The sequence below is a fragment of the Gordonia sp. CNJ-863 genome (assembly GCF_001942325.1).
In the GTDB taxonomy this organism is placed as follows: Bacteria; Actinomycetota; Actinomycetes; order Mycobacteriales; family Mycobacteriaceae; genus Gordonia; species Gordonia alkanivorans.
Map to the genome: position 1 here is coordinate 23,820 of NZ_MKKG01000019.1, position 21,981 is coordinate 45,800.

The 21,981-nt window shown below is 66.9% G+C and carries 20 protein-coding genes and 1 pseudogene; 8 read left to right on the forward strand and 13 right to left on the reverse strand.

Features of this window, described 5'->3' with window-relative positions:
* Positions 1 to 137 precede the first annotated feature (137 nt).
* From BJF87_RS11120 to BJF87_RS11130, 3 genes are all read left to right on the forward strand, one after another.
* Positions 138 to 1,247, forward strand: a complete 1,110-nt coding sequence (locus BJF87_RS11120; RefSeq protein ID WP_075863120.1) for a homogentisate 1,2-dioxygenase — start codon at positions 138 to 140, stop codon at positions 1,245 to 1,247.
* Positions 1,244 to 2,431: an alpha/beta fold hydrolase gene (locus tag BJF87_RS11125; RefSeq protein ID WP_075863121.1), complete on the forward strand. Its 1,188-nt coding sequence runs from the start codon at positions 1,244 to 1,246 to the stop codon at positions 2,429 to 2,431. The genes BJF87_RS11120 and BJF87_RS11125 overlap by 4 nt, the downstream gene beginning before the upstream one ends.
* A gap of 199 nt (positions 2,432 to 2,630) precedes the next feature.
* Positions 2,631 to 3,482, forward strand: coding sequence for a type IV toxin-antitoxin system AbiEi family antitoxin domain-containing protein (locus BJF87_RS11130; RefSeq protein ID WP_075863122.1), 852 nt, complete (start codon positions 2,631 to 2,633; stop codon positions 3,480 to 3,482).
* Between the two features lie 126 nt (positions 3,483 to 3,608).
* Here BJF87_RS11130 and BJF87_RS11135 read toward each other — a convergent pair whose 3' ends face one another.
* The 4 genes from BJF87_RS11135 to BJF87_RS11150 all read right to left on the reverse strand — a co-directional run bounded on the left by BJF87_RS11135 (position 3,609) and on the right by BJF87_RS11150 (position 6,940).
* Positions 3,609 to 5,000, reverse strand: coding sequence for an acyl-CoA synthetase (locus BJF87_RS11135; RefSeq protein WP_035753971.1), 1,392 nt, complete (start codon positions 4,998 to 5,000; stop codon positions 3,609 to 3,611).
* A gap of 57 nt (positions 5,001 to 5,057) precedes the next feature.
* The gene (locus tag BJF87_RS11140; protein WP_006361076.1) at positions 5,058 to 5,675 is read right to left on the reverse strand and encodes an SRPBCC family protein; all 618 of its coding nucleotides are present in this window, start codon (positions 5,673 to 5,675) and stop codon (positions 5,058 to 5,060) included.
* A complete protein-coding gene (locus BJF87_RS11145; RefSeq protein ID WP_006361075.1) occupies positions 5,672 to 6,190 on the reverse strand; it encodes a hypothetical protein in 519 nt (172 codons plus the stop codon). Before BJF87_RS11145 ends, BJF87_RS11140 begins: the two co-directional genes overlap by 4 nt.
* A gap of 63 nt (positions 6,191 to 6,253) precedes the next feature.
* On the reverse strand, positions 6,254 to 6,940 hold the full coding sequence (locus BJF87_RS11150) for a hypothetical protein (protein WP_006361074.1): 687 nt from the start codon (positions 6,938 to 6,940) through the stop codon (positions 6,254 to 6,256).
* A 280-nt stretch (positions 6,941 to 7,220) separates the two neighbouring features.
* Between BJF87_RS11150 and BJF87_RS11155 the strand changes: the two genes are divergently transcribed.
* On the forward strand, positions 7,221 to 7,964 hold the full coding sequence (locus BJF87_RS11155; RefSeq protein WP_035753974.1) for a response regulator: 744 nt from the start codon (positions 7,221 to 7,223) through the stop codon (positions 7,962 to 7,964).
* Here the strand turns inward: BJF87_RS11155 and BJF87_RS11160 are convergent.
* The 5 genes and pseudogenes from BJF87_RS11160 to BJF87_RS11180 form a co-directional block, all read right to left on the reverse strand.
* The gene (locus tag BJF87_RS11160) at positions 7,909 to 8,781 is read right to left on the reverse strand and encodes a hypothetical protein (RefSeq protein WP_006361072.1); all 873 of its coding nucleotides are present in this window, start codon (positions 8,779 to 8,781) and stop codon (positions 7,909 to 7,911) included. The genes BJF87_RS11155 and BJF87_RS11160 overlap by 56 nt on opposite strands.
* A complete protein-coding gene (locus BJF87_RS11165) occupies positions 8,778 to 9,896 on the reverse strand; it encodes a cysteine protease StiP family protein (RefSeq protein ID WP_006361071.1) in 1,119 nt (372 codons plus the stop codon). Before BJF87_RS11165 ends, BJF87_RS11160 begins: the two co-directional genes overlap by 4 nt.
* Positions 9,893 to 11,205 (reverse strand): annotated as a pseudogene (locus BJF87_RS11170) (phosphoribosyltransferase family protein). Before BJF87_RS11170 ends, BJF87_RS11165 begins: the two are co-directional and overlap by 4 nt.
* Positions 11,202 to 12,452, reverse strand: coding sequence for an HpcH/HpaI aldolase/citrate lyase family protein (locus BJF87_RS11175; RefSeq protein WP_006361069.1), 1,251 nt, complete (start codon positions 12,450 to 12,452; stop codon positions 11,202 to 11,204). Before BJF87_RS11175 ends, BJF87_RS11170 begins: the two are co-directional and overlap by 4 nt.
* Positions 12,449 to 13,561, reverse strand: a complete 1,113-nt coding sequence (locus BJF87_RS11180; protein ID WP_042376022.1) for a hypothetical protein — start codon at positions 13,559 to 13,561, stop codon at positions 12,449 to 12,451. The genes BJF87_RS11175 and BJF87_RS11180 overlap by 4 nt, the downstream gene beginning before the upstream one ends.
* 269 nt (positions 13,562 to 13,830) lie before the next feature.
* Between BJF87_RS11180 and BJF87_RS11185 the strand changes: the two genes are divergently transcribed.
* The 3 genes from BJF87_RS11185 to BJF87_RS11195 are packed head-to-tail and all read left to right on the forward strand — an operon-like array spanning position 13,831 to position 15,946.
* Positions 13,831 to 14,451 (forward strand): AIM24 family protein, encoded by a 621-nt coding sequence (locus tag BJF87_RS11185; RefSeq protein WP_042376020.1) that lies wholly within the window; start codon positions 13,831 to 13,833, stop codon positions 14,449 to 14,451.
* Between the two features lie 14 nt (positions 14,452 to 14,465).
* Positions 14,466 to 15,185 carry an AIM24 family protein gene (locus tag BJF87_RS11190; protein WP_006361066.1) on the forward strand — a complete coding sequence of 240 codons (720 nt, stop codon included), beginning with the start codon at positions 14,466 to 14,468 and terminating at the stop codon, positions 15,183 to 15,185.
* Positions 15,182 to 15,946 carry an AIM24 family protein gene (locus BJF87_RS11195; RefSeq protein WP_075863123.1) on the forward strand — a complete coding sequence of 255 codons (765 nt, stop codon included), beginning with the start codon at positions 15,182 to 15,184 and terminating at the stop codon, positions 15,944 to 15,946. Before BJF87_RS11190 ends, BJF87_RS11195 begins: the two co-directional genes overlap by 4 nt.
* A 76-nt stretch (positions 15,947 to 16,022) precedes the next feature.
* Here the strand turns inward: BJF87_RS11195 and BJF87_RS11200 are convergent, their stop codons facing one another.
* Together BJF87_RS11200 and BJF87_RS11205 are read right to left on the reverse strand one after the other, a co-directional pair.
* Positions 16,023 to 17,177: a DUF475 domain-containing protein gene (locus BJF87_RS11200; RefSeq protein WP_035753981.1), complete on the reverse strand. Its 1,155-nt coding sequence runs from the start codon at positions 17,175 to 17,177 to the stop codon at positions 16,023 to 16,025.
* 145 nt (positions 17,178 to 17,322) lie between these two features.
* The gene (locus BJF87_RS11205) at positions 17,323 to 17,898 is read right to left on the reverse strand and encodes a TerD family protein (RefSeq protein ID WP_035753983.1); all 576 of its coding nucleotides are present in this window, start codon (positions 17,896 to 17,898) and stop codon (positions 17,323 to 17,325) included.
* Between the two features lie 339 nt (positions 17,899 to 18,237).
* On the opposite strand from BJF87_RS11205, the gene BJF87_RS11210 reads away from it, so the two are divergent.
* Positions 18,238 to 20,247 (forward strand): aconitate hydratase, encoded by a 2,010-nt coding sequence (locus BJF87_RS11210; protein ID WP_035753985.1) that lies wholly within the window; start codon positions 18,238 to 18,240, stop codon positions 20,245 to 20,247.
* A gap of 3 nt (positions 20,248 to 20,250) precedes the next feature.
* Here the strand turns inward: BJF87_RS11210 and BJF87_RS11215 are convergent, their stop codons facing one another.
* Positions 20,251 to 20,676 (reverse strand): hypothetical protein, encoded by a 426-nt coding sequence (locus BJF87_RS11215; protein ID WP_035754045.1) that lies wholly within the window; start codon positions 20,674 to 20,676, stop codon positions 20,251 to 20,253.
* Between the two features lie 175 nt (positions 20,677 to 20,851).
* The gene (locus BJF87_RS11220) at positions 20,852 to 21,943 is read right to left on the reverse strand and encodes an inositol-3-phosphate synthase (RefSeq protein WP_006361047.1); all 1,092 of its coding nucleotides are present in this window, start codon (positions 21,941 to 21,943) and stop codon (positions 20,852 to 20,854) included.
* Positions 21,944 to 21,981: the final 38 nt, after the last annotated feature.

Sequence of the window (21,981 nt, forward strand, 5' to 3'; positions counted from 1 at the left end):
TGAACGGTGTGGTCCTTGTCATATTCTGAACCTGAATCTAGCATCAGAAAAGCTGCACGGGAACCGTCGGGGAGTGTTCCCGTGCAGGTGATCGCGCCTGCCCGTCGCTCTCCCGATACTCACACAGGAGTCAGCCAGTGGAATCGTTCATCCAGCACCGGAAAGGTCGCACACCGCGACAGGTCCACCGCGACCTCGAGGGCCTCAAAGACGACGAGCTCGGTCGTTACGGGTTCACCGGACGCACTGCGCACCTCTACCGCCGCAACGATCCGACGCAGTTCCGCGCGGTCGGGACGCACACCGGCGTCGACCGGTTCGTCACCGAGCTGACCCCGACCGACCAGATCGACCCGTCGGGTGAGCCGCTGCTGATGTTCTACAACGACGACTGCCGCATCTCGCTGAGTCGTCGAGGCCAGGCCGCGCCGTTCTGGTTCCGCCCGGTCGACGGCGACGAGCTGATCTTCGTCCATGAGGGCAGCGGTTACTTCGAGACCGAGTTCGGTCGGCTGCCCTACCGGCCGGGCGACTACATCTACATCCCCAAGGGGTGCACGTATCGGCAGATCCCCGACGACCAGTCCCTGCTGCTGATCATCGAGGCGGTCGACGAGTACCGGGTGCCGGAACCGGGCGTCCTCGGACGGTTCTTCCCGTTCGATTCGTCACTGGTCGGCGTCCCGGAAGCCGAGGTCTTCGAGGGCGACGGACGCGACGAGTACGAGGTCCGCTTCCGTCAGCGCGAGGGACAGACGACGCTGTTCTATCCCTTCCACCCGCTCGACGTCGAGGGTTGGCGCGGGGATCTCTTCCCGTTCACCTTCAACCTCGAGGACTACGACGTCATCACCTCAGAGTCGGTGCACCTCCCGCCGACCGTTCACCTGTTCATGCAGGCCACCGGGGTGTATGTGATGAACTTCCTGCCACGCCCGGCCGAGGCCCGCAAGGGTGCCGAGCGCCTGCCCTGGTATCACCGCAACACCGATTTCGACGAGATCGCGTTCTTCCACGGCGGCAGCCTGTTCGGCGCCGGAATGCCGCCGGGATTCATCTCGCATGCGCCGCAGGGCATCCACCACGGCATCCCCGAACGCGCCCGCGAGCGGTCGCGCCGCAAGTTCGACGAGTTCGACCGCGTGGAGTGGAAGGTCATCGCGATCGACACGCGTCGTCGTCTCATCGCGACCCCCGTCATGACCGAGTCGGCGCAGGCCGAGGTCCAGGAAGAGGCACAGGTATGACGTCGCCGAACACGTTGCCGCGCCACGAATACGAGCGCATTCCCTACCTCGTCGTCTTCGACGACACGTCGGCGTACAAGGACACCTATGGCGGTGTCACCGAGAGCGTCGTCCTGGAGAGCTACCTCCTCAAGCCGGTCGGCGTGGCGTCGAAGAACGTCATCATCTTCATGCACCCGATCGGCGGTGGTGCCTACCTGCCGATGACCAACGCGCTGGCCCGCGCCGGGCATCACGTCATCTACTGCAACAGCCGGTATCGCGGCGTCGACAGTGCGCTGATCATGGAGAAGGTCGTCCAGGATCTCGGCGCCTGCGTGAAGGACGCCAAGGAGCGCCTCGGCTACGAGAAGGTGATCCTGGCCGGCTGGAGTGGTGGCGGTGCGCTGTCGCTGTACTACCAGCAGCAGGCCCAGCATGCGACGGTCACCGAGACCCCGGCGGGCGAACCGCCAGACCTCACCCGGCTCGACCTCCCGGCCGCGGACGGCATGATGCTCCTCGCCGCCCACGTGTCGCGGCACGGGACGCTGACCGAGTGGATGGACCCCTCGATCCTCGACGAAACCGACCCGGAGAAGCGCGATCCCGAGCTCGATCTCTACAACCCGGCCAACCCGAACCAGCCGCCGTACACCGCGGAGTTCCTGGAGCGGTACCGAGCAGCGCAGATCGACCGCAACCGCCGGATCACCGCGTGGGTGAAGGAACAACTCGCCGACCTTCGCGGCCGTGGCGAGCCGCTGATGGAACGCGGTTTCATCGTCCACGGCACCATGGCCGACCCCCGGTGGCTGGACCTGTCCGTCGACCCGAGCGACCGCAAACTGGGCTGCTACCTGGGTGATCCGCGCATCGTCAACATGGGTCCGGTCGGCCTGGCGCGCTTCACGACGCTGCGAAGCTGGTTGTCGCAGTGGAGTTATGACGACGCCCACGGCGACGGTCCGCGCTGCGCCGCCGATCTCGAGGTCCCGACCCTCGTCATCGGCAACTCGGCCGACAACGCGTGCACGCCCAGTCACACCCACCGACTGTTCGACGCAGTCGGACACCCCGACAAGACGCTGCACACCATTACCGGTGCGACGCACTACTATTCGGGGCGCGAACAGATCCCGCACCTCAAGGAGGCGGTCGGCATCATCACGGGCTGGATGGGTGAGCGGGGTTGGGCCAACTGATCACCGGGCTCTCTGAGATCCGCCCTGAAATGCGCCCCTGAGATCCGCCCCCGGAATGCGCCCTCCGTAGCGCCGCCGGCGACATAGTGTCATCGAGTCGGTTGTGGAAGCCCTATTCCAGGGGCGGTTTCCAGCGGAGTTATCCACAGCCCCCGGGACGCCACGCTCGATCGAGTCCCCAGCACCTGACACTGAACCGATGGACTACGACCAGCTCATCGAGCGCTTCGGGGGTGTGGTGTCGACCCGCCAGCTGCTCGAATCCGGAGAGACCACGCCGGATATTCGACGCGCCGTCGAAACCGGTGCGATCCAACGGATTCGGCACGGATGGTTTCGGGTTCCCGATGCCGACCCCGACGTGGTTGCGGCGGTGGCCGACCACGCCGTCGTGTCGTGCGCGAGTGCGCTGCTCCGCCACGGATTGTGGATTCCCGACCATCCCGTCGAGTCCCATGCGCGCGTGACGCGGTACGAACGACGTCGGTCCCCCGACCGTTGCCGACGCCACGGCCGCCCGACTCCGGCTCTGGCCGCCGTCGACGATGTCGCGACCGCACTGCAGTATGCCGCACGGTGCTTCGACGAGGAGGGCTTCGTCATCCTGTGTGACTCCGCACTACATCACGGCAAGCTGACCCACGACGATCTCCGTTCCGAGTTCCGACTCGCCCCACTCGCGATCAAGAACGCAATCGAGAGGTGCAACCGGCTAGCGGCGTCGGGAACCGAGACTGCGGCACGCCTGAGGCTGAGGAGTGCCGGGCTACGCGTCGAGGTGCAGCATCACGTGCCCGGGGTGGGTTGGATCGACCTGCTCGTCGGTGAGCGGCTCGCGATCGAACTCGACAGCCGGGCCCACCACACCGGCGAGGAGGACTACGAAAGCGACCGCGTCAGGTCCCGCAAGCTCATCCCGCTGGGCTATCTACCGATGCGACTCACCTACGCGCAGGTGTTCAGCCACTGGGAGGCCACGTACGCCGACATCGCGGCCGCGGTCCGGAAGGGGTACCACCGCAACCGCGCCGCCGCCGGAAACCGCCCCTGAAATCGACCCCTGATCTCCACCCTCCACAGCCCGCCCGACGACACTATGTCACCGCCGGCACCGCCACCGAGGGTGCTTTCCAGGGGCGCTTCTCGGTGCGGGCCGCCGGGCATGACCCGCAAGCCCTCAGCCGAGCAGCTTCTTCTGCACCTTGCCCATGGCGTTGCGGGGGAGTGAGTCGACGAACCGGATCTCACGGGGGCGTTTGTGGTTCGACAGTTCGCCGGCGACGAACTCGATGAGCTCGGTGTCGTCGACCTCGTCGGCCACCACATACGCGACGATGCGCTGGCCGAGATAGTCGTCGGGGACGCCGATCACCGCGGTTTCACGTACGGCCGGGTGCGCGAGGAGCACGGTCTCGATCTCCCCGGCGCCGATGCGGAAGCCGCCGGACTTGATGAGGTCGGTGGACCGGCGTCCGACGATGCGGTGCATGCCGTCCGGGTCGATGACGGCGACGTCGCCGGTGGCGAAGAAACCGTCGTCGAGCCAGGATTCGGCGGTCGCGTCGGGTCGGTTGAGGTAGCCCGACGCCATCATCGGTCCGCGGACGTGGAGGTCGCCGACGGATTCGCCGTCGTGGGGCACGTCGGCGTCGCCCTCGCGAAGGCGAGTCTCGACTCCCGCGAGGGGAAGTCCGACCCAGCCCGGGCGACGCTCGCCGTCGACCCGGGTGCTGACGGTGATCAGGGTTTCGGTCATGCCGTAACGTTCGACGATCTCGTGACCGGTGAGTTCGCGGACACGGTCGAAGACGGGAACCGGCAGTGGGGCACTGCCGGACACGAGAATGCGTGCGCTGGAGAGCGTTCGGGCGGCTTCGGGATCGGCGCCGACGCGACTCCACACGGTCGGGACCCCGAAGAACATCGACGCACCGGCTTCGGCGGCGGCGGCATACCCCGCCGCGGTCGGCTTCTCGGTGTGGATCAACCGGCCGCCTCGGCGGAGCGGCCCGAGAACGCCGAGGATGAGCCCGTGAACGTGGAAGAGCGGAAGGCCATGCGCGAGTGTGTCATCGGCGGTCCACAGCCAGGCATCCGCGAGTGCGTCGAGTCCCTCCGCGATGGCCTGACGGGTGATCGGCACGCCCTTGGGGAGCCCCGTGGTGCCGGAGGTGTAGAGGATCAGTGCCGTCGAATCGGCGTGGGGTTCGGGATGCCGATGCCACGACTTCGCGTAGCGACGGACCGGGACCACCGGCAGTGTGGCGTCGGCCGGCCCCTGTCCCAGCCAGGCCTGTGCGCCGGAATCGGCCAGGATGTGGGCGAATTCGCGCGGACCGGAGTCGGGCGGCACCGGGACCACCGGCACACCGGCGATCAGACCGCCGACCACCGCGAGAACGGTCTCGACCGTCGGCTGCGCCAGAACCGCGACGGTGCGCGCACCGGCAATCCGTTCCGCGACAGCGGTGGCCGCACCGACCAGGTCTTCCCGCGACAGTCGATCCTCACCTATCCGGATCACTTCGGGATCGTCCGGGGCAGTGGGGGTCAACGTCGGCAGGAGCACCCTCTCACTGTGCCACGACCGGCGCGCCGTCCCGTGGACCCGGCGCGACCTGCGAGGTCACCCGGCGTGCGCGAGAGCCTCGGCCCGCTCCTTGATCCCGTGGAGCATCTTGCGTTCCATGATCAGCGACCCGGGCTCCATCGGGATCATCGCCAGCTTCTTGCCCAGCCCGGGCAGCCGAAAGCGGTTCCGGCTGATCAGCCGCGTCGAGTCGCCGTCGGGGACCAGGGTGAACGACCACACCCAGTCACCGTCGGTGGTCCGGGTGACGAATGCGCGGCCGGGGTCGGCGATCTCGATGCGGGAGGCCTCGGGTCCGACACCGATCGTCTCGCCGACGACCGGATGCTGGAACTCCTCGAGCACCCGGTCGGTGCTGTGCATGTCGAGCCCGAGCAGGTTCTCGATCCAGTCGTAGGTGTAAGCGCCGCCCCGCGGCGACGGTCCCATCTGGGCCAGCCACGGGTAGATCGCGTCCGGTGGTGCGTCGATCGTGATCGCGCGCGTGGCCACACCGTCGGCGTCGGGCAGGAACTCGTCGCCCGGGAGTGCTGCGGCCACCTCCTCGTCCGTTGCGCCCCAGGTCATCACCCACGGCCGGACCCAGGCGCAGTACGCAGCGGCGGAACACGCGGTCGAAGCCAGCAGACCTGCGATGATCGGGCCGCTCCTCATTCCGGGTCCCGGTTCGACGCGGCGGACAGGGGGCGAGTCGGATACGGGTCGTCGGGCCGCGGTACCGGGCGGCGCGACAGCGTGCGCCGCCATAGGATCGCCAGGCAGATCTCGATGATCCCGAGTACGACGATGACCGGTTGCAGGAAGAAGAAGATCTGGAGCAGCGCGATCTGGATGCCGATCCATGCCACCAACGACGCGCCGCTCAGCAGACCCCCGAGAATGCCGAGCCGGGCGTCGACAGGCAGGACGACGACGGCCAGTGCCGCGAGCGCGTGTGGCACGCCGATCGCTGCGATGAGTACGAGGCCGGGGCCGGTCCAGTTGTCGAACGGCGTGTGTTGCAGCCACTCCCGAGGCATCTTCCACCGGTCGTCGGCGAGCGCCAGACCACCGTCGATCGCCTGATACGCGACGAGCAACTCGACGACAGCCAGCAGCGCAGCGGCCCAGGTACGTCGGTATCCGGCAGCGATGGTGAGCGGGCGGCGGAGGCCCGGTGTTGACCTCATACCTCCAGTCTGCGCGCCCGGCGAGTCGGCGTCGAGGGTACTAGGTCCCTGACCAGGACGTTCTCAGGGGCGAACCCAACCGTCGGCCATGAACTCGAGGAGGAGCTGGGCCTTGTTGCCGATGGGTCGCCCGGCTTCTTCGTAACGACGCACGACGCGGCGGTAGTGCTCGCGGACCGTGCTCTCCGCGATCTGGTGTGCCTGCGAAGTCTCGCGGAGTGTGGCGCCGAGGGTGTAGGTCTGCAGGATCTCTCGCTCGCGTTCGGTCACCCGCACGCGGTCGGCGGGCGCGTGCGGGGTCGACTGCTGATCGGGCGGGCCGACGATCGCGGCAAGGGCCTGACGCAATGCGGATTCGGCGCCCGGCGAACGGGGTGAGATGCGGATGTGGTCGCGGGAGGCGATCCCGTCGCCGAGGAAGACGACGCGCACATTGCGCAGCATCGACGCACGCCGGACCTTAGCGAGCGAGCCGGGCGACCTGACCAGGAGGACGGCGGGATTGCGCAGGGAGGGAATCTGCCCAGGCTCGACCAGGGTGGCGCCGTAGCCGGCCCCCTCGATGAGGGCCACCAGTGCGGCGTCGAACAGATCGCCTTCGGCGACCACGACGGCGAGGCGTCTCAGATGGGAGTGGGGCTGCGACCCGGCGGATTGCGGGACGGTCCGGCCGACCGAATTGAGTCGGGACACGTTGGGCTGCGGGTTTGTCTCGTGCTGGCGGTGAAGTTCATCCAGAGGGGCTGACATCGGTACCGTCCTCCTGTCGACAGAATCCTGCTGCCGGCCCCGCGTGCCGCCAATTCTCTCGACCCGGCGGCATGATGGGAGCCGTGATCGACCTTGCTCGCGATCGGTTTGGCAGGCGGAGAGATGAACTGCTCTCAACGTCTACTTCTCTAGGGTTACGAACATTGCTCGATAAGTCACTGCCTTTCCGGCCCGATTGATAAGTAATCGAGCCATAATTGGCTCGAATGACTCCAGTAAATGCGTGATCACGCACGGATGGCCCGCATCAGGCAAAATCATGCACGTGCCGAATCGTCTTCGCGTGCTCGTCGCCTCCCCGCTCGGCCACGTCGTGGCGGGCCCTCTCCAAGGCGCGCTCGAACACGCTGTCGTCACCGTGGCGACCAGCGAGGACGAGTTCACCCGCTCGGTTGCCGGCCACGTCCGCTTCGACGTCGTGATCGCCGACCTCATCTGGAACCGCCCTGACCTGGAGTGGCGCTTCGACGGGCTCGACGCCATCGACGCCCTGAACAAACACGACCGTCAGGCGCCGGTCATCCTCGCGACCCAGGGCCATGGGCTCGAATCCGATCATCTCGATGAGGCGCGACTGCGCGACGAGGTCGCGGGCGTCATCTCGAAGTCCGACGGGTTCGCGACACTCATGCGCGCGGTGCGCGCGGTGGCGCTCGGTCAGGTGCTGGGGGAGAAGCCGGGGCCTCCGCGTCGGAGGCCTCTGTATGAGTTGTTCACGGGCCAGCGGGGTCATACCGCGGGACGCCTGGCGGGCGCGATCGCTTCGGGCAACGCGTCCGACGGTGCGAGTCTGGCGCGCGCGGCCAAGGTGTCACCCAACACGGCCAACAAGGTGACGAGTCACTACCTCGGCCCGATCATCTCCGAGCGTGGTGAGGCACCGACTTCGTCCCCGATGTCGCAGGCCGCCGTCTACCGCTGGTGCGGTCTGCACGCGCGGTACCTGATCAGCTGGTGCCGACGGCACGGGCACTCGGATGTGCTGGGTCCGATGCCGGCCTGACCGAACACCGGGCGTGGAGCCATTCGAGGATCTCCACCCCGGCGAGAGCGCCGGTCTCGGCGGTGACGGTGAGACCTGGCGTCGTCCAGCCGAGGAGCTCGAGCTCGCCGTGGCGTGGGCGGATCGCGTGGTCGGCGATCTCGAGAAGGTCGGCGTCCAACCACCCGTCACCGGCCGCGTACAGCTGCGCGTCCGTCCCGATCGTGCCGTCGTCGACGAGGCGACGACGCACCTCGGCGATCGCCGCGGACTTGGTGACCGACCGGGGCGTCGCGTAGATCTTGCGACCCTGCTGCGAGGCCGTCCACCCGTGCGCCGCGCACCAGTCCTGCCACGCGGGCAGAAACTCATGCGGCTGGGCCGCGGGTTCGACGACGAGGTAGCAGAACAGGTCGTCGGCGATCCGCAGCGACTTCACCCAGGAATCGTCGATGCGGGTGCGCAGTTCGGTGAGTACCTCGTCGAGGCCTGCGCCTGAGGCGGACACCACGCGTTCGATCTGGTGACGCCAGACCGGGTCATCGGCTCCGTCGACGAGGATTCGTCCGCCGTTGCTCGCCACGGCAAACCGAAACGGTCCGCCGGGCAGAGCGATTCGCTCGTACTGGTCTGGCGTCCGAGTCGTCGTCGGGATCACCGGCACCTCGTCGGCGAGGTGGGCGAGGAGCTGGACGGCGGTGGTCGTCATGTACGACAGCGGGGCGTCGCGGTAGATCTCGACGCAGACGGTGTCGAGGGCGGCGAACTGTGCCTCGCCCATCGCCGGTTGCGAGTAGATCATCGTCCGGTCGAGGTCGGTGGCGACCAGCACGCTCACGCGTCCTCCTTGATCAACCCGACACACGAGTAGGCGAGATCGGGCGAGACGTCCACCGGCACTCCGCGTTCGGTGGCGAGGAGTCGGATGTGGCGGTGCTCGGGCAGGTCGTCGGCGCGGACGAGGACCCGCCACGGAACGCGACGCAGCAGCACGCGGGTCGTCTCGCCCACGCCCGGCTTGACCAGGTTGATCGACGACAATCCGTAGTCGAGCTGAATCCGTTCGACCGATCGCCATCCCGACCAGGTCGGCGTCCGATGCTCCGCTGTCATGGCGGCCAGCGTGGCGGCGACGCGGTCGGCGACGGTGGGGAACTCGGCGCTCACCGCATCGAGAAGCCGACCGGAGACGTCGAACTCGGCCAGATCCCGATAGAACTTGGCGCCGTGGAACTCTCCCGGACCGATGTGGTCGGCGTTGAGGACCGTGCGCGACACCAGCCCCGACACGGTGGAGTTCAGGCATGCCGACGCGATGAGGAAGTCGTCGCGAGTACCGAACAGGGTGGTGCAGGAGCCGGGATCGGCGAGCACCGCCAGCTCGTCGTGCAGTGCCGGGCGGCCGGGAAGCTGCGCGTACTCGGCCAGCGCCGCGGTGAGTTCGCGCTGGATCGCACCCTTTCCGGTCCAGCCGTCGACGAAGACGATCGACTCAGCGGGATGGCGTTCGACGATGTGGTCCAGGGCGACCGTGTCGATCCCGCGACCACGCACGATCGAGATCGTGTAGTGCTGGGGCTCGATCCCGTGAACCGCCTGCATCCACCGGCGGATCAGGATGCCGACGGGTGTCCCGGCTCGCGCGAGTGACACAAGTGTCGGCGACGAATGCCGTTCGGTGAGAATCAGTTCGGAGACGACCCCGACCGCCTCGGCGAGTCGCTGTGCTGAAGACTGCAGCGTTGCCTGGAAGAGGTCCTGGTATTCGCGTCCCGGCTGGTACTCGATCGGCAGGGACTCGGCGTAATGCGCCTTACCCGACTGGATTCGACGTTCCCGCTCGTGCAGGTCGCCCTCGAGCGCGATGTCGGAGAGATCCTTGAGCAGCCACGTCACCTCGTCGGGTGCGTAGGAACCGAAGTCGGGACCGCGGAGCGGGGGTGTGGACGTCACGGGTTGACCGCCTGTCGTGATGCGCGGAGTTGCGTCTGGTCGGTTGCCGGGAGGATTGCCAGTGTGACGGGATGGCCTGCGGTGGTGAGGACGTCGAGAAGGCCGCCGGGGGAGCGGAGTTCAGGGGTGTCGGCTGGGGTGTCGATCACGACCACCACCTGGGGATCGGGCAGGGCGTCCGACGAGACGTTGTAGATGTAGCGCGGTGTCTCCGGATCGGATTCGGGTGCGAGGAAACGGAATCCTCGACGCAGCGGGTAGCCGGGCACGTTGTGGACCTGCGCGGGCGACCGAGTGGTCGTCTGATAGCCGGTCACGAAGCCTCGTTGCTCGAGGCCTTCGGCGATGCACAGCGGCGCGTACATCAGCTCCTCGTGTCCGACCACCACGACGGGACGCTGCGGATCGAGATGTTTCGCGATGGTCGCGGCGGCGGCCTCGGTCGCGTCGCGGAACGGCCCCGCATCGGATCGCGCGAACCCGTGGCGGCCGCCGTCCGGCGTCCCCTTCGGCCAGTCGAGGTCGAGTGTGGTGACGCCCGCTCTTTCCGGCACAACGGGGTTGAGCGTGTCCGAGGTGAGTTCCCACACGTCGTCGAGCAGAGTGGGCGGCAACGTGACCGAGCCGTGTGCCAGTGCGACGTAGGAGACCTCCACGCCGAGGTCGGCGGCGGCCTTGGCGCAGATGGCCCGCTGATCGGCGCTACGCATGTCGACGAGTGAGGCGACGACGAACCGTGCGCGCGGGCGTGTCGCGACGATCGTCTCGATCGCGCCGAGCGCCGTGGTGCCGGTGGAGATCTCGTCGTCGACGAGGATCAGCGTCTCGTCCGGGGTGGTCGCGTCGAGAAAGCGCGGATCGCTGGGTTGCAGCAGGTGGGTGGTGGCGTGCGAATGCCCCTCTTCGAAGGTTCCCGACACGACTACGCCGGGAAGCCGACGACGCGTCGAGTGTAAGTAGCGGGACGCGGAGATCCGTTGGGCGACACAGTGTCCGAGTCCGGTGGCGGTCTCGGCGAAGCCGAACACGATGGAGTCGCGCGCGGCGTCGGCGCCGATCTGCTCGATGATCGCCGCACCGAGGTCGTCGCAGCACGGCGAACCACGTGGGGAGGCGTGGGGATGTGCTTGCCGAGAACGGTCGAGACCAGGAGGTGGGCCCGCCGCTTGTTGTGGCGCAGACCGAGGACGACGAGGTCACGCACTTCGTGCTCGGCATGACCGGTGCCGTCGGACGTCACCTCCACGCCGAAGCGGGTGGTGACCCAGTCCGGTTCGCGGTCTGAGGGATCGTGGCTCACTGCGTTCACCGGGCGGTGGGTCCCGGGGCGGCGAGGGCGGTCAGGAGATCGACGAAGCTGACGCCTTGCCGGGTCACGCCGAAGGCGGCGGCTCGGTCGATCACGCGTAGCGCCCAATTGCGATGTGGTTTGAGCTCGTTCATCTTGTTCCGGTACGACGACGCCCGGACGCCGCCGGCTTCTCCGGAGAGGATGTCGAGCGCATCGTGATACTCCTCGTGGGTCACCGCGGACAGCGCATGCACGGCGGCGACGTGTGCCGGATGGATCACCGTCTTGCCGTGGAGGCCGTTGGCGCGGTCGAGCGAGATCTCGCGCAGCAAGCCGTCCATGTCCCGGCTGACCAGCTGCTGCCGGAAATAGACGGCGTCACTCTCGCGAAAAGGTGTGTGCCGCAACATCGGCTGGAACATACGCTCGTGGTCGGCGAAGTATTCCCACACCGGTCCGGTCACGATGAAGCCGGATTCGTCGGTGCGTCCGAGGTGGTTGACGATGCCGGCGATGACGTCGGCGGCGACCCGGACGTCGTAGATCGTGAGGTCGCGGTCCCGGCGGATTCCGAAGTAACCGCAGATGTCGGTGGCCCCGATACGAACGGCGAGCACGCTGGCGCGGTGTGCGCTGAGATGCGCGGCCAGGGTGGTCAGTTCCTCGTCGCGTGTCTCCCGGTGGACCACCGAGGCGGACTCCAGGACCGGCATCACCCACAGATGTTGTCCCAGAAGTTCACTCGCCTCGGCGACGGCGCCAAGCGCCTCTTCGGCGTTGGCGGAGTTGAACTTCGGGATGACGAAACCGGTGAGCGCTGATGGGGTGCTCGCAGACGGTGCACCTGCGGCCGACGGGCCGGCGAGGGCGGTGGCGATGCGCAGAACGCGGTCGGCCGATCGCGGCCGGACGAACAGGAGCATCGGCTCGCCGGGATTCTCCCCGATGTCGCGCAGGGCGGCGACCGCGTGATCGATGGCATCGGCCTCCTCGTGGTCGGCGACCGCGTCCTCGAGGTCGATGACCATCGAGATCACGCCCTCGGCCCGCCGCTTGCGGATGACGTCGGCGAGATCGGGACGGGTGGCGGGCACGTAGAGGGTGGCGCCGAGCGCGATCGCCAATCTCTGTGCGGGCCAGGTCCGATCGATCGACTCCGGTTGCCGGAAGAACAGTTGTTCGCGCGTAGCAAGTCCCAATTGACCGAAATGCCGGATTGTTCCGGGTTCGAGCCCGGGATCGTCGTGGCGTGCCGTGGTGGTCATCGTGCGGCCACCTGTCCTCTCATCCGGGAAACTATCTCGCTGATCCGGTCGTCCACGGCCCGCAACTGGGTCAGATATCCCCAGTAGTCGGGGTGGACGCGATCGAGCTCCCCCTTCGCACGCTCGATCCGGTCGGCCTGAGCATCGAGTACCGAGCCCCATTCGTCAACCAGAGAATGGTTGACCGCGAAGCGTTGGGCGTCGCGGAGTCGGAAGCGGACGCCTCGTTCGGCGTCCTGCGGATCGGCGCGCACCTCGCGCAGGAGCCTCAGCCGATCCAGGGCGGCGTCGACCGCGGCCTCCGCGACGGACAGATCATCGCGGGCGGCGTCGGCCTGTTCGATTGCCTGGTCGGGTGCGTCGGCGAGCATTCCGCGCGCCGTCGAGATCGCCGTATCCGCATGGGCCAGACGCTCGTCGACGATGGTCTCGGTGCGCTCCAGGTCGGTGGAACAGTCCGCGCTGAACTCCCGGCGCAACGTCGAGAGCGTGTCGGGAACCTGTGCGCTGCGGGTCGCGATGGCGCTGCGTCGGGTTTCCACCGACCGGATGACCCGACGGGCGCGGTCGGCGAACGCGGGCGCCTCACGGAGGAGGCTCTCGAGCCGCTGTGCCGACGTGATGACCGTCGCAGCCGCCGGCTGCCGCTCACGGAGGGCTGAACTCTGCTCGAAAACTCTCAACGCCCGGTCGAGTTCGTCGGTGGCCCGGGTCACCGACTGCAGCCGGCCGATCGCCGGACCGGCGTTCTCCAGGGCCGTCATCGCCCGATGCGAGGCGACGCGCGCCTCGTGGTCCTGGGCGTTCGCGGTCTGCACCGCGGAACGGGCGCGTCGGAGTGCGCCGGCGTTCGCCTCGGCGAAGCCGCGCATCGACGCCGTGACCGCCCGGAGGGCCTCGGTGGTGCGGTCGTAGTCCTGTTGCCGGACGCGCGTGCCCTCGGGCGGGGAGACGAGTTGGAGGTAGTCGGCGGTCACCTGGGCGTGCTGATCCCGGATCGCCGACCACGCCTCGCGCAGCTGCGAGCGCGGGTCGGTGGCGGCGACCACCGCGACCGCCGGATCGATTTCGGCGAGGACCGTCTCGGACTCCAGGAAGGTCGCTGTCATTTGTTCCGATGATGCAGGTGAGGCGGAATTCGTGCGTGAATCGTTGCCGAACCAACGACGTACGAAGTTTCCGGGCACGACACGATGCTATCGGCTAATTTCAACTCGGTATGAGGCCGGACCGATCGACTCACAGCTGAGCTCATCAGCCACCTCATGGCGCAGATGGATGCCGATCGGCGGCGGTGCCGTGATTCGGGGACGGCGTCGGGGAACACACGAGGGGGGCCGAGCGGCGGCCTCCCGGCGGCGCGAGAGAGGCACGTCGAATGCAGTTGGTACAACGATCCAAACGCGTGGTCGAGGCCAGGCTGAACAACACCGCGGTCCGCGCGATCAGCGGTTCGATGGTGGCTTACGAGGGGCAGGTCGCGTTCAAGTCGGCCGGCTTCGGCGGTGGTGACGACGTGCTCGCCGGTCTCAAGCAGCGGGCGACCGGTGAGGCGTTGTCCTTCATGGAGGCCTCGGGCAACGGCATCGTGTACTTCGCCCACAACGCGGCCGAGACGACGATCATCGAACTCAACAACGAGACGCTGCAGGTCGAGTCCCAGCAACTCATGGTGCTGAACGGGAACCTCCAGACCAACGTGACGTTCGCGGGTCTGCGCGGCGCGTCGTCGGGACAGGGACTGTTCACGACGACGGTCAGTGGACACGGCCAGATAGCCCTGCTGTCCAACGGTGGCCCGCTGATCCATCTGGAGGTGTCACCCCAGTACCCACTGGTCGTCGATCCGGATGCATTCGTGTGTGCCCGTGGGCAATTGAGCCAGTCCTTCGTCACCGACGTCTCCTGGCGCTCCGCCCTGGGGCAGGGTGGCGGCGAGGCCTTCTCGCTGCGGTGGGACGGCAGCGGAGTCGTGTCGATCCAACCGGCCGAGCGGTGAGGGTGAGGTAGCGAATGTTCACCAAGGTCAACAGCAAGATCGTCTCGGTCGACATCGGCCGCAGCGGACCGGTCATCGCCCGCAAGGGGGCGATGATCTTCTACAAGGGCAACGTCTTCTTCCAGCCGCATCAGATCGCCGGTGCCGGAATGGGCGGCGGCATGCCGGGATTGGGTGCGATGGGCGGCATGGCCGGCCGCATGCTCGCCGGCGAGCACGAGTCGACGATGATCGCACAGGGGCAGGGCGAGGTGCACTACGGATTCCTCGGCATCGAGGTACACGTCGTGGATCTCGGCGCGGTCGGCGGAACCATCCGAGTCGAGGCCTCCCGACTACTCGCATACGGCGCGAACCTGCAGGCGTCGGTCGTATCGGTGGCTTCCCAGGGAGGGAGTGGCGGAGGTGGCGGAGGCGGGGGTCTGTTCGGTGCCCTGCGGTCGGCGGCGGCCGGCGCCGTCACCGGCCAGGGCATGTTCACGACGCAGCTCTCCGGTCCGGGCTCCGCGGTGATCCTCGGCCACGGCGGGGTCTTCGAGCTCGAGGTGACGCCGAACAAGCCGCCGGTGACCGTCGACCCGCAGGCCTTCGTCGGCTCCGCGGGACAGGTCAACACCAACCTCCGCTCGACGGTCAGCTGGCGCAACGTCGGCCGGACCGGCGGCGAGGCAATGCAATTGGAGTGTTCCGGGCAGGGCATCGTCTACGTGCAGGCATCGGAGGAGAAGCTGTGAGCCAACTCAACACCGTGTGGAATCCGATGACTCTGCCGTCGGACGACAACGTTCCGGACAACAACTACTCGTTCTGCATCGACCTGAACCAGCCCTGGTTCATGTCCAAGGGCGCGATGATCGCCTACTACGGTCAGATGCAGTTCACCTCACTGCAGCAGGGCTTGCAGGGCCAGCTGCTGCAGATGGTGGCGCAACAGTTCTCCGCCCCGCTGTACCTCGGCGACTACGTGGTGGCCGAGGGGCAGGGCAAGCTGATCATCGGCGACCGCGGCTACGACATCAACGCCTACGACCTGGAGGACGGCAATCTCACCATCCGTGCGTCGAATCTACTGGCGTTCCAGCCGAATCTGTCGCTGAATCAGTCGATCGTGCCCGGCTTCCTCACCCTGATCGGCACCGGCAAGTTCCTGGCGTCGTCGAACGGTCCGGTGATGTTCGTCGAGCCGCCCGTGCGCGTGGACCCCGAAGCGCTTGTCGGCTGGTCGGATTGCCCGTCCCCGAGCCATCACTATGACCAGGCCTGGGTGAACAGCTTCATCGCCGCCGCCGGCCAACGGTTCGGTATCAGTTCCGGCGAGGAGCGGCAGTTCGACTTCACCGGCGCCGGAACGGTTCTGGTGCAGTCCAGTGAGAAGGTGCGCGACGACTCGTCGGTCCTGCGCACCATCCAGGGCCAGCTGCCGGGTCTCTCGGTGCCGGGCCTGCAGCAGATCAACCAGCAGATCAGTCAGCAGCTCACACAGCACCAGGGCTGACACCCGCGGAAACGAGAACTGCGCCGCAGATCCGGAAAGGATCTGCGGCGCAGTTGTGTGTGCTGTGTGCGGTGCGCTACACCTCGACCTTTTCCTGCTCGCCCTTCGCAGCGAGGCGGTTTCGGCGAACCACACTGGAGATCAGGGCCGCGATGATCAGTGCGACACCGATCAGGCCGGTGATGATCTCCGGCACGTGGGTGCCGATCGAGTACAGCAGGATGAACGCCAGCGCGCCGATGGCCCAGTGCGCGCCATGCTCGAGGTACACGTACTCCGAGAGCGTGCCCTTGCGGACCAGGTACACGGTGAGCGAACGGACGAACATCGCTCCGATGAGGCCGAGGCCCAAGGCGATGATGATCGGGTCCGCGGTGATGGCGAACGCGCCGATGACGCCGTCGAACGAGAACGACGCGTCGAGCACCTCGAGGTAGAGGAACAGGAAGAAGCCTGCCTTGCCGGTGGCCTTCGCCAGGTTCGACGGACCGGAACGCCCGTTGTCCCCTTCGGCCGCGGCCTTCTCGGCCGAGTCGGTACCCGGTTCTGCCGACTCGTCGTGCTCTTCGACCTCGACGTTGAAGTACTCACCGAGGCCGTTGACCAGGATGTAGGTGACCATGCCGAGCGCGCCGGCGATCATGACCGTCGACCGCTCGTCGGCCGGCGCGATGAACGTCGCGGTGAGCACGAGGAGAGTGATCGCGATGACGACCTCGAGCATCTCCAGCTTGCCGATCTTCTCGAGCGGACGCTCGATCCACGACAGCCAGGTGATCTCCTTCTGTTCGAACACGAAGCCCAGGAACAGCATCAGGAGGAACATGCCGCCGAACGCCGCGATCTGCGGGTGGGCGTCGGTGATGATCGTCTCGTAGCTCGGGTCACCGTTGGCGAAGTAGGCCGCGTCGTTGGGCGGCGGGTTCAACGCGAGGTCGAGTGCGTCGACCGGGTTGAGTCCCGACGCGAGCCACACGATGACCAGGGGGAACACCAGACGCATGCCGAAGACGGCGATCAGGATGCCGATGGTGAGGAAGATCTTCTGCCAGAACTCGCTCATTCTGCGAAGGATCGTGGCGTTGATGACCGCGTTGTCGAAGGACAGTGAGATCTCGAAGACGCCCAGGATGGCCGTCAGGATCAGCGCTTCGACACCGCCATAGAGGAACGCGATGATCAGCGACACGACCGTCACGACGACCGAGAGGCCGAATATTCGTACTACCACTAGCTGGTGGCCTTTCTGAGGTGTTCAAGGGACCGCTGCCGACGGCGACGCCGGAGGGTGAAGACACGAGGATGCCGCACCCACTCTAGGAGAGGTGCGGCATCCTCGCGGAATCTGCTGCGGGAACAGCAGGCGAAGACCGGACTCAGACGTTGACGCCGAAGTCGCGGGCGATGCCCGCGAGCCCCGATGCGTAGCCCTGACCGACGGCGCGGAACTTCCACTCCGAGCCGTGGCGGTACAGCTCACCGAAGACCATCGCGGTCTCGGTCGAGGCGTCCTCGCTGAGGTCGTAACGTGCGATCTCCGAGCCGCCCGCCTGGTTCACGACGCGAATGAACGCGTTGCGCACCTGGCCGAACGACTGTGAACGAGCGTCGGCGTCGTAGATCGAGACGGGGAAGACGATGGAGTCGATGTTCGGGGGAACAGCGGCGAGATCGACCTTGATGACCTCGTCGTCGCCCTCACCCTCACCGGTCAGGTTGTCGCCGGTGTGCTCGATCGAGCCGTCGGGCGAACGGAGGTTGTTGAAGAAGACGAAATGCTGATCCGAGACGACCTTCTTGTCGGTACCGAGCGCGATCGCGCTGGCGTCGAGGTCGAAGTCGGTGCCGGTGGTGGTGCGGATGTCCCAGCCCAGCCCGACCGACACCGCGGTCAGTCCGGGGGCCTCCTTGGTCAGCGAGACATTTCCGCCCTTGCTCAGGCTCACGCCCATGAGATTGTGCCTTTCTGTTGGTACGTGGTCTGGTGATGTCCGATTCGTCCGGGGTGCAGCCGATCGGAGCAACCGACAACACTCTATGTGAAGGGGGTGTCGGGGTCACTGGGTCGGATAGATGACCTGCGGGTTCCCGGATCCACGACACCTCGGGCCGGGACACATGTGCGCATCCAGGAGGGGACGCTGGCATGTGATGGGCATCACTGCGACCATGGAGGTCAGTCCGAGCGTGAGCGCCAGGCGTGTCGCGGTGTCGACATCGGCGGACGGTTTCTGACGTCGGTTCAGTCCCGAGCCAGTGTGGCTCGGGCGTGAGCCGATCAGGAGTGTGCGATGCCCGCCCAGAACGTTGCCCGCAAGCTCATCGAAGCCCACCTCGAGGCCGGGGAGATGACGCCCGGCGACGAGATCGCGATCCGCATCGACCAGACCCTCACCCAAGACGCCACCGGGACGCTGGTCATGCAGGAACTCGAGTCGCTGGGTCTCGACCGCGCCCGCACGGAGGTGAGCGTCCAGTACGTCGATCACAATCTGTTGCAGACCGATGAGAAGAATGCCGAGGACCACGAGTACCTGCGCACCGCCTGTGAACGGTTCGGGCTCTGGTTCTCCAAGCCCGGCAACGGCGTCTCCCATCCCACCCACATGCAGCGGTTCGGCATTCCCGGCAAGACGATGGTCGGGTCCGACTCGCACACGCCCGCCGCCGGATCCCTCGGGATGCTCGCGATCGGCGTCGGCGGTCTGGAGGTGGCACTGGCCATCACCGGTCGCCCGTTGAACATCCGGATGCCCGAGATCTGGGGCATCAAGCTGGAAGGTGAACTGCCGCCGTGGTGTTCGGCAAAGGACGTGATCCTCGAGATGCTTCGACGGCACGACGTGAAGGGTGCCGTGAACCGCATCATCGAGTATCACGGGCCCGGGCTCGGGAGTCTGACAGCGATGGACCGACACGTGATCGCGAACATGGGTGCGGAACTGGGTGCGACGACGACGGTGTTCCCGAGCGACGACGCGGTGCGTGAGTTCCTCCGCGCCGAGGGTCGCGAGGACGACTGGACCGAGCTCGTCGCCGACGACGGCGCGACCTACGACGCCGAGGAGACCATCGACCTCACCGGGATCGTCCCGCTGATCGCGAAGCCCTCCTCACCGGGGGACGTCGTGCCCGTCAGCGAGGTCGCCGGCGAGGAGATCTCGCAGGTTGTCATCGGGTCGAGTGCCAATCCGGGTCTCCGCGACTTCGCGATCGCCGCGGCGATGGTGGCGGGGCGGCAGACGTCGTCGAGTGTCAGCTTCGACATCAACCCGACCTCGCGCGAGATCCTCACCGATCTCACCAAGATGGGTGCCACGACCAACCTGGTGATCAGCGGCGCACGCATCCACCAGGCCGGTTGCATGGGCTGCATCGGCATGGGACAGGCGCCTGCGACCGGCCAGAACTCCCTGCGCACGATGCCCCGCAACTTCCCCGGGCGGTCGGGCACCAAGGACGACAAGGTGTGGCTGTGTTCACCGGAGACGGCGGCCGCGTCCGCGCTGACCGGCGTGATCACCGATCCCCGCGACTGGGCGGCCGGAAACGACGTCCCATATCCCGATCTGGAGCTGCCGCAAGAGCATTCGGTCAACACCGCGATGCTGGTGCCGCCGCTCCCGGCGGAGGAGGCAACGCAGATCGAGCCGGTGAAGGGGCCCAACATCTCCGACCTGCCGGACCTCGATGCGCTACCCGACGTCGTCGAGGCGCCGGTGCTGCTGAAGGTCGGCGACAACATCTCCACCGACGACATCTCGCCGGCTGGTGCGAAAGCGCTGCCGTATCGGTCGAACATCCCGAAGCTCGCCGAGTTCTGCTTCACCCGCATCGACGACACGTACACGGAGCGTGCCCGATCCACGGACACCGGCCACATCATCATCGGCGGTGACAACTACGGACAGGGCTCGTCGCGCGAGCATGCCGCCATCGCGCCGCGCCATCTCGGCCTGCGGGTGGTGATCGCCAAGTCGTTTGCGCGCATCCACTGGCAGAATCTCGCGAACTTCGGTGTGTTGGCGGTGGAATTCGTCGACCCCGCCGACTACGACGCCGTCGAGCAGGACGACACCCTGCGGTTGGAGAACCTGCGGGACGCCCTGGGTGCCGATGACGTCCTCACCGTTCACAACCTGACCAAGGATCGCAGGTTCGAAGTCCGGCACCGACTCTCGAAGCGTCAGGTCTCAGATGTCCTGGCCGGTGGCCTGATCCCGCGGCTCGCCGCCGAGGAACACCCCGACGAACATCGAGCCGAGGAGACCGTGCTGCAGGACAGCGGCGAGATCAGCTGAGCGTCAGCGGACGTACCCCGTGAGCTGGTAGGTCTCCGGCGGACCGGTGATCGACGAGTAGAGCGAGACCTGAGTGAACGCGCCCTTCTTCGGCGCGAACAGCCAGATACCGACCGGGTACTTCGCGATCTTCCCGGCAGCGCAGTTCGGGTCACAGAGCTTGCGGTTTTCGGTGCCGAAGCCGACCGCGAAGGCGTCGGTCCATGCGAGCCAGGTGATGTCGGAGACGATGACTCCCACATCGGCGCAGAAGATCGACGAGAGAGTGCGGGGCTGAACAAGTTTCGCGCCGTCGCAACCGCCCACGACCGTCACTGCGGGGGCGGGCGCCGGAGCGGCAGCGGCGGTCCCGAGGCCGGTGGCGCCCACGATCGCGACCACCGCGGCGACCGCAGCGGTCACGCAGGTCCTGATGATGTTCCGTCGCATGAGATCCGCCTTCCGGTCGGGTTCCGGCACGCGAACATTCTCGGACACCCGGACGGGCCGCGGACGCCAAACCGCCGATCCCGGCGCCCATATGGGGGACACGACGAAGCCCCCGCCGGATCGGAGTGAACTCTCGACCCTGGCGGGGGCTGCGTACGTGGTGTTCCGAAGAGGATCAGGCCTCGACGATGAACGCCTCGAGCTGCTGACGCGCGACGTCGTCGGCGAGCTGCTTCGGCGGGGACTTCATCAGGTAGGCCGATGCCGGGAGGATCGGTCCGCCGATGCCGCGGTCCTTGGCGATCTTCGCGGCGCGCACGGCGTCGATGATGATGCCGGCCGAGTTGGGGGAGTCCCAGACCTCGAGCTTGTACTCCAGGTTCAGTGGCACGTCACCGAAGGCACGACCCTCGAGGCGGACGTAGGCCCACTTGCGGTCGTCGAGCCAGGCGACGTGGTCCGACGGGCCGATGTGGACGTTCTTGTCCTCGACCTTGCCGGCGAGCGCGCCGGTCAGGTTGGAGGTCACGGCCTGGGTCTTCGAGACCTTCTTGGACTCCAGGCGCTCGCGCTCGAGCATGTTCTTGAAGTCCATGTTGCCGCCGACGTTGAGCTGGTAGGTGCGGTCGAGGGTGACGCCGCGATCCTCGAACAGCTTCGCCATCACGCGGTGGGTGATGGTGGCGCCGACCTGGCTCTTGATGTCGTCGCCGACGATCGGGACGCCGGCGTCGGTGAACTTCTTCGCCCACTCGGGGTCCGAGGCGATGAATACCGGGAGTGCGTTGACGAAGGCGACACCCGCGTCGATGCAGCACTGTGCGTAGAACTTGTCGGCCTGCTCCGAGCCGACCGGCAGGTAGCTGACGAGGACGTCGACCTCGGCGTCCTTGAGGGCCGCGACGACGTCGACACCCGAGCCGTCGGCCTCGGTGATGGTCTCGAGGTAGTACTTGCCGAGACCGTCGAGGGTGTGGCCACGCTGAACGGTGACACCGGTCGGCGGCACGTCGGCGATTTTGATGGTGTTGTTCTCGCTCGCGAAGATCGCGTCGGACAGGTCGAAGCCGACCTTCTTGGCGTCCACGTCGAACGCGGCGACGAACTCGACGTCGCGGACGTGGTACGGGCCGAACTTCACATGCATCAGGCCGGGAACGCTGGCGTTCTCGTCGGCGTCCTTGTAGTACTGCACGCCTTGCACCAAGGATGAAGCGCAGTTTCCTACGCCCACGATGGCAACGCGCACCTTATTGGGCTCACCCATGGTCGGGCTCTCCTTCTTGTTGCGGCGTCGCAGACCTT

What these genes read in the sequence shown, in the direction of transcription:
- BJF87_RS11125 (WP_075863121.1), top strand. Translation starts at nt 1,244, where the DNA reads ATGACGTCGCCGAACACGTTGCCGCGCCACGAATACGAGCGCATTCCC.
- BJF87_RS11130 (WP_075863122.1), top strand. Translation starts at nt 2,631, where the DNA reads ATGGACTACGACCAGCTCATCGAGCGCTTCGGGGGTGTGGTGTCGACC.
- BJF87_RS11140 (WP_006361076.1), bottom strand. Translation starts at nt 5,675, where the DNA reads ATGAGGAGCGGCCCGATCATCGCAGGTCTGCTGGCTTCGACCGCGTGT.
- BJF87_RS11145 (WP_006361075.1), bottom strand. Translation starts at nt 6,190, where the DNA reads ATGAGGTCAACACCGGGCCTCCGCCGCCCGCTCACCATCGCTGCCGGA.
- BJF87_RS11150 (WP_006361074.1), bottom strand. Translation starts at nt 6,940, where the DNA reads ATGTCAGCCCCTCTGGATGAACTTCACCGCCAGCACGAGACAAACCCG.
- BJF87_RS11155 (WP_035753974.1), top strand. Translation starts at nt 7,221, where the DNA reads ATGCACGTGCCGAATCGTCTTCGCGTGCTCGTCGCCTCCCCGCTCGGC.
- BJF87_RS11175 (WP_006361069.1), bottom strand. Translation starts at nt 12,452, where the DNA reads ATGACCACCACGGCACGCCACGACGATCCCGGGCTCGAACCCGGAACA.
- BJF87_RS11180 (WP_042376022.1), bottom strand. Translation starts at nt 13,561, where the DNA reads ATGACAGCGACCTTCCTGGAGTCCGAGACGGTCCTCGCCGAAATCGAT.
- BJF87_RS11185 (WP_042376020.1), top strand. Translation starts at nt 13,831, where the DNA reads ATGCAGTTGGTACAACGATCCAAACGCGTGGTCGAGGCCAGGCTGAAC.
- BJF87_RS11190 (WP_006361066.1), top strand. Translation starts at nt 14,466, where the DNA reads ATGTTCACCAAGGTCAACAGCAAGATCGTCTCGGTCGACATCGGCCGC.
- BJF87_RS11205 (WP_035753983.1), bottom strand. Translation starts at nt 17,898, where the DNA reads ATGGGCGTGAGCCTGAGCAAGGGCGGAAATGTCTCGCTGACCAAGGAG.
- BJF87_RS11210 (WP_035753985.1), top strand. Translation starts at nt 18,238, where the DNA reads ATGCCCGCCCAGAACGTTGCCCGCAAGCTCATCGAAGCCCACCTCGAG.
- BJF87_RS11215 (WP_035754045.1), bottom strand. Translation starts at nt 20,676, where the DNA reads ATGCGACGGAACATCATCAGGACCTGCGTGACCGCTGCGGTCGCCGCG.
- BJF87_RS11220 (WP_006361047.1), bottom strand. Translation starts at nt 21,943, where the DNA reads ATGGGTGAGCCCAATAAGGTGCGCGTTGCCATCGTGGGCGTAGGAAAC.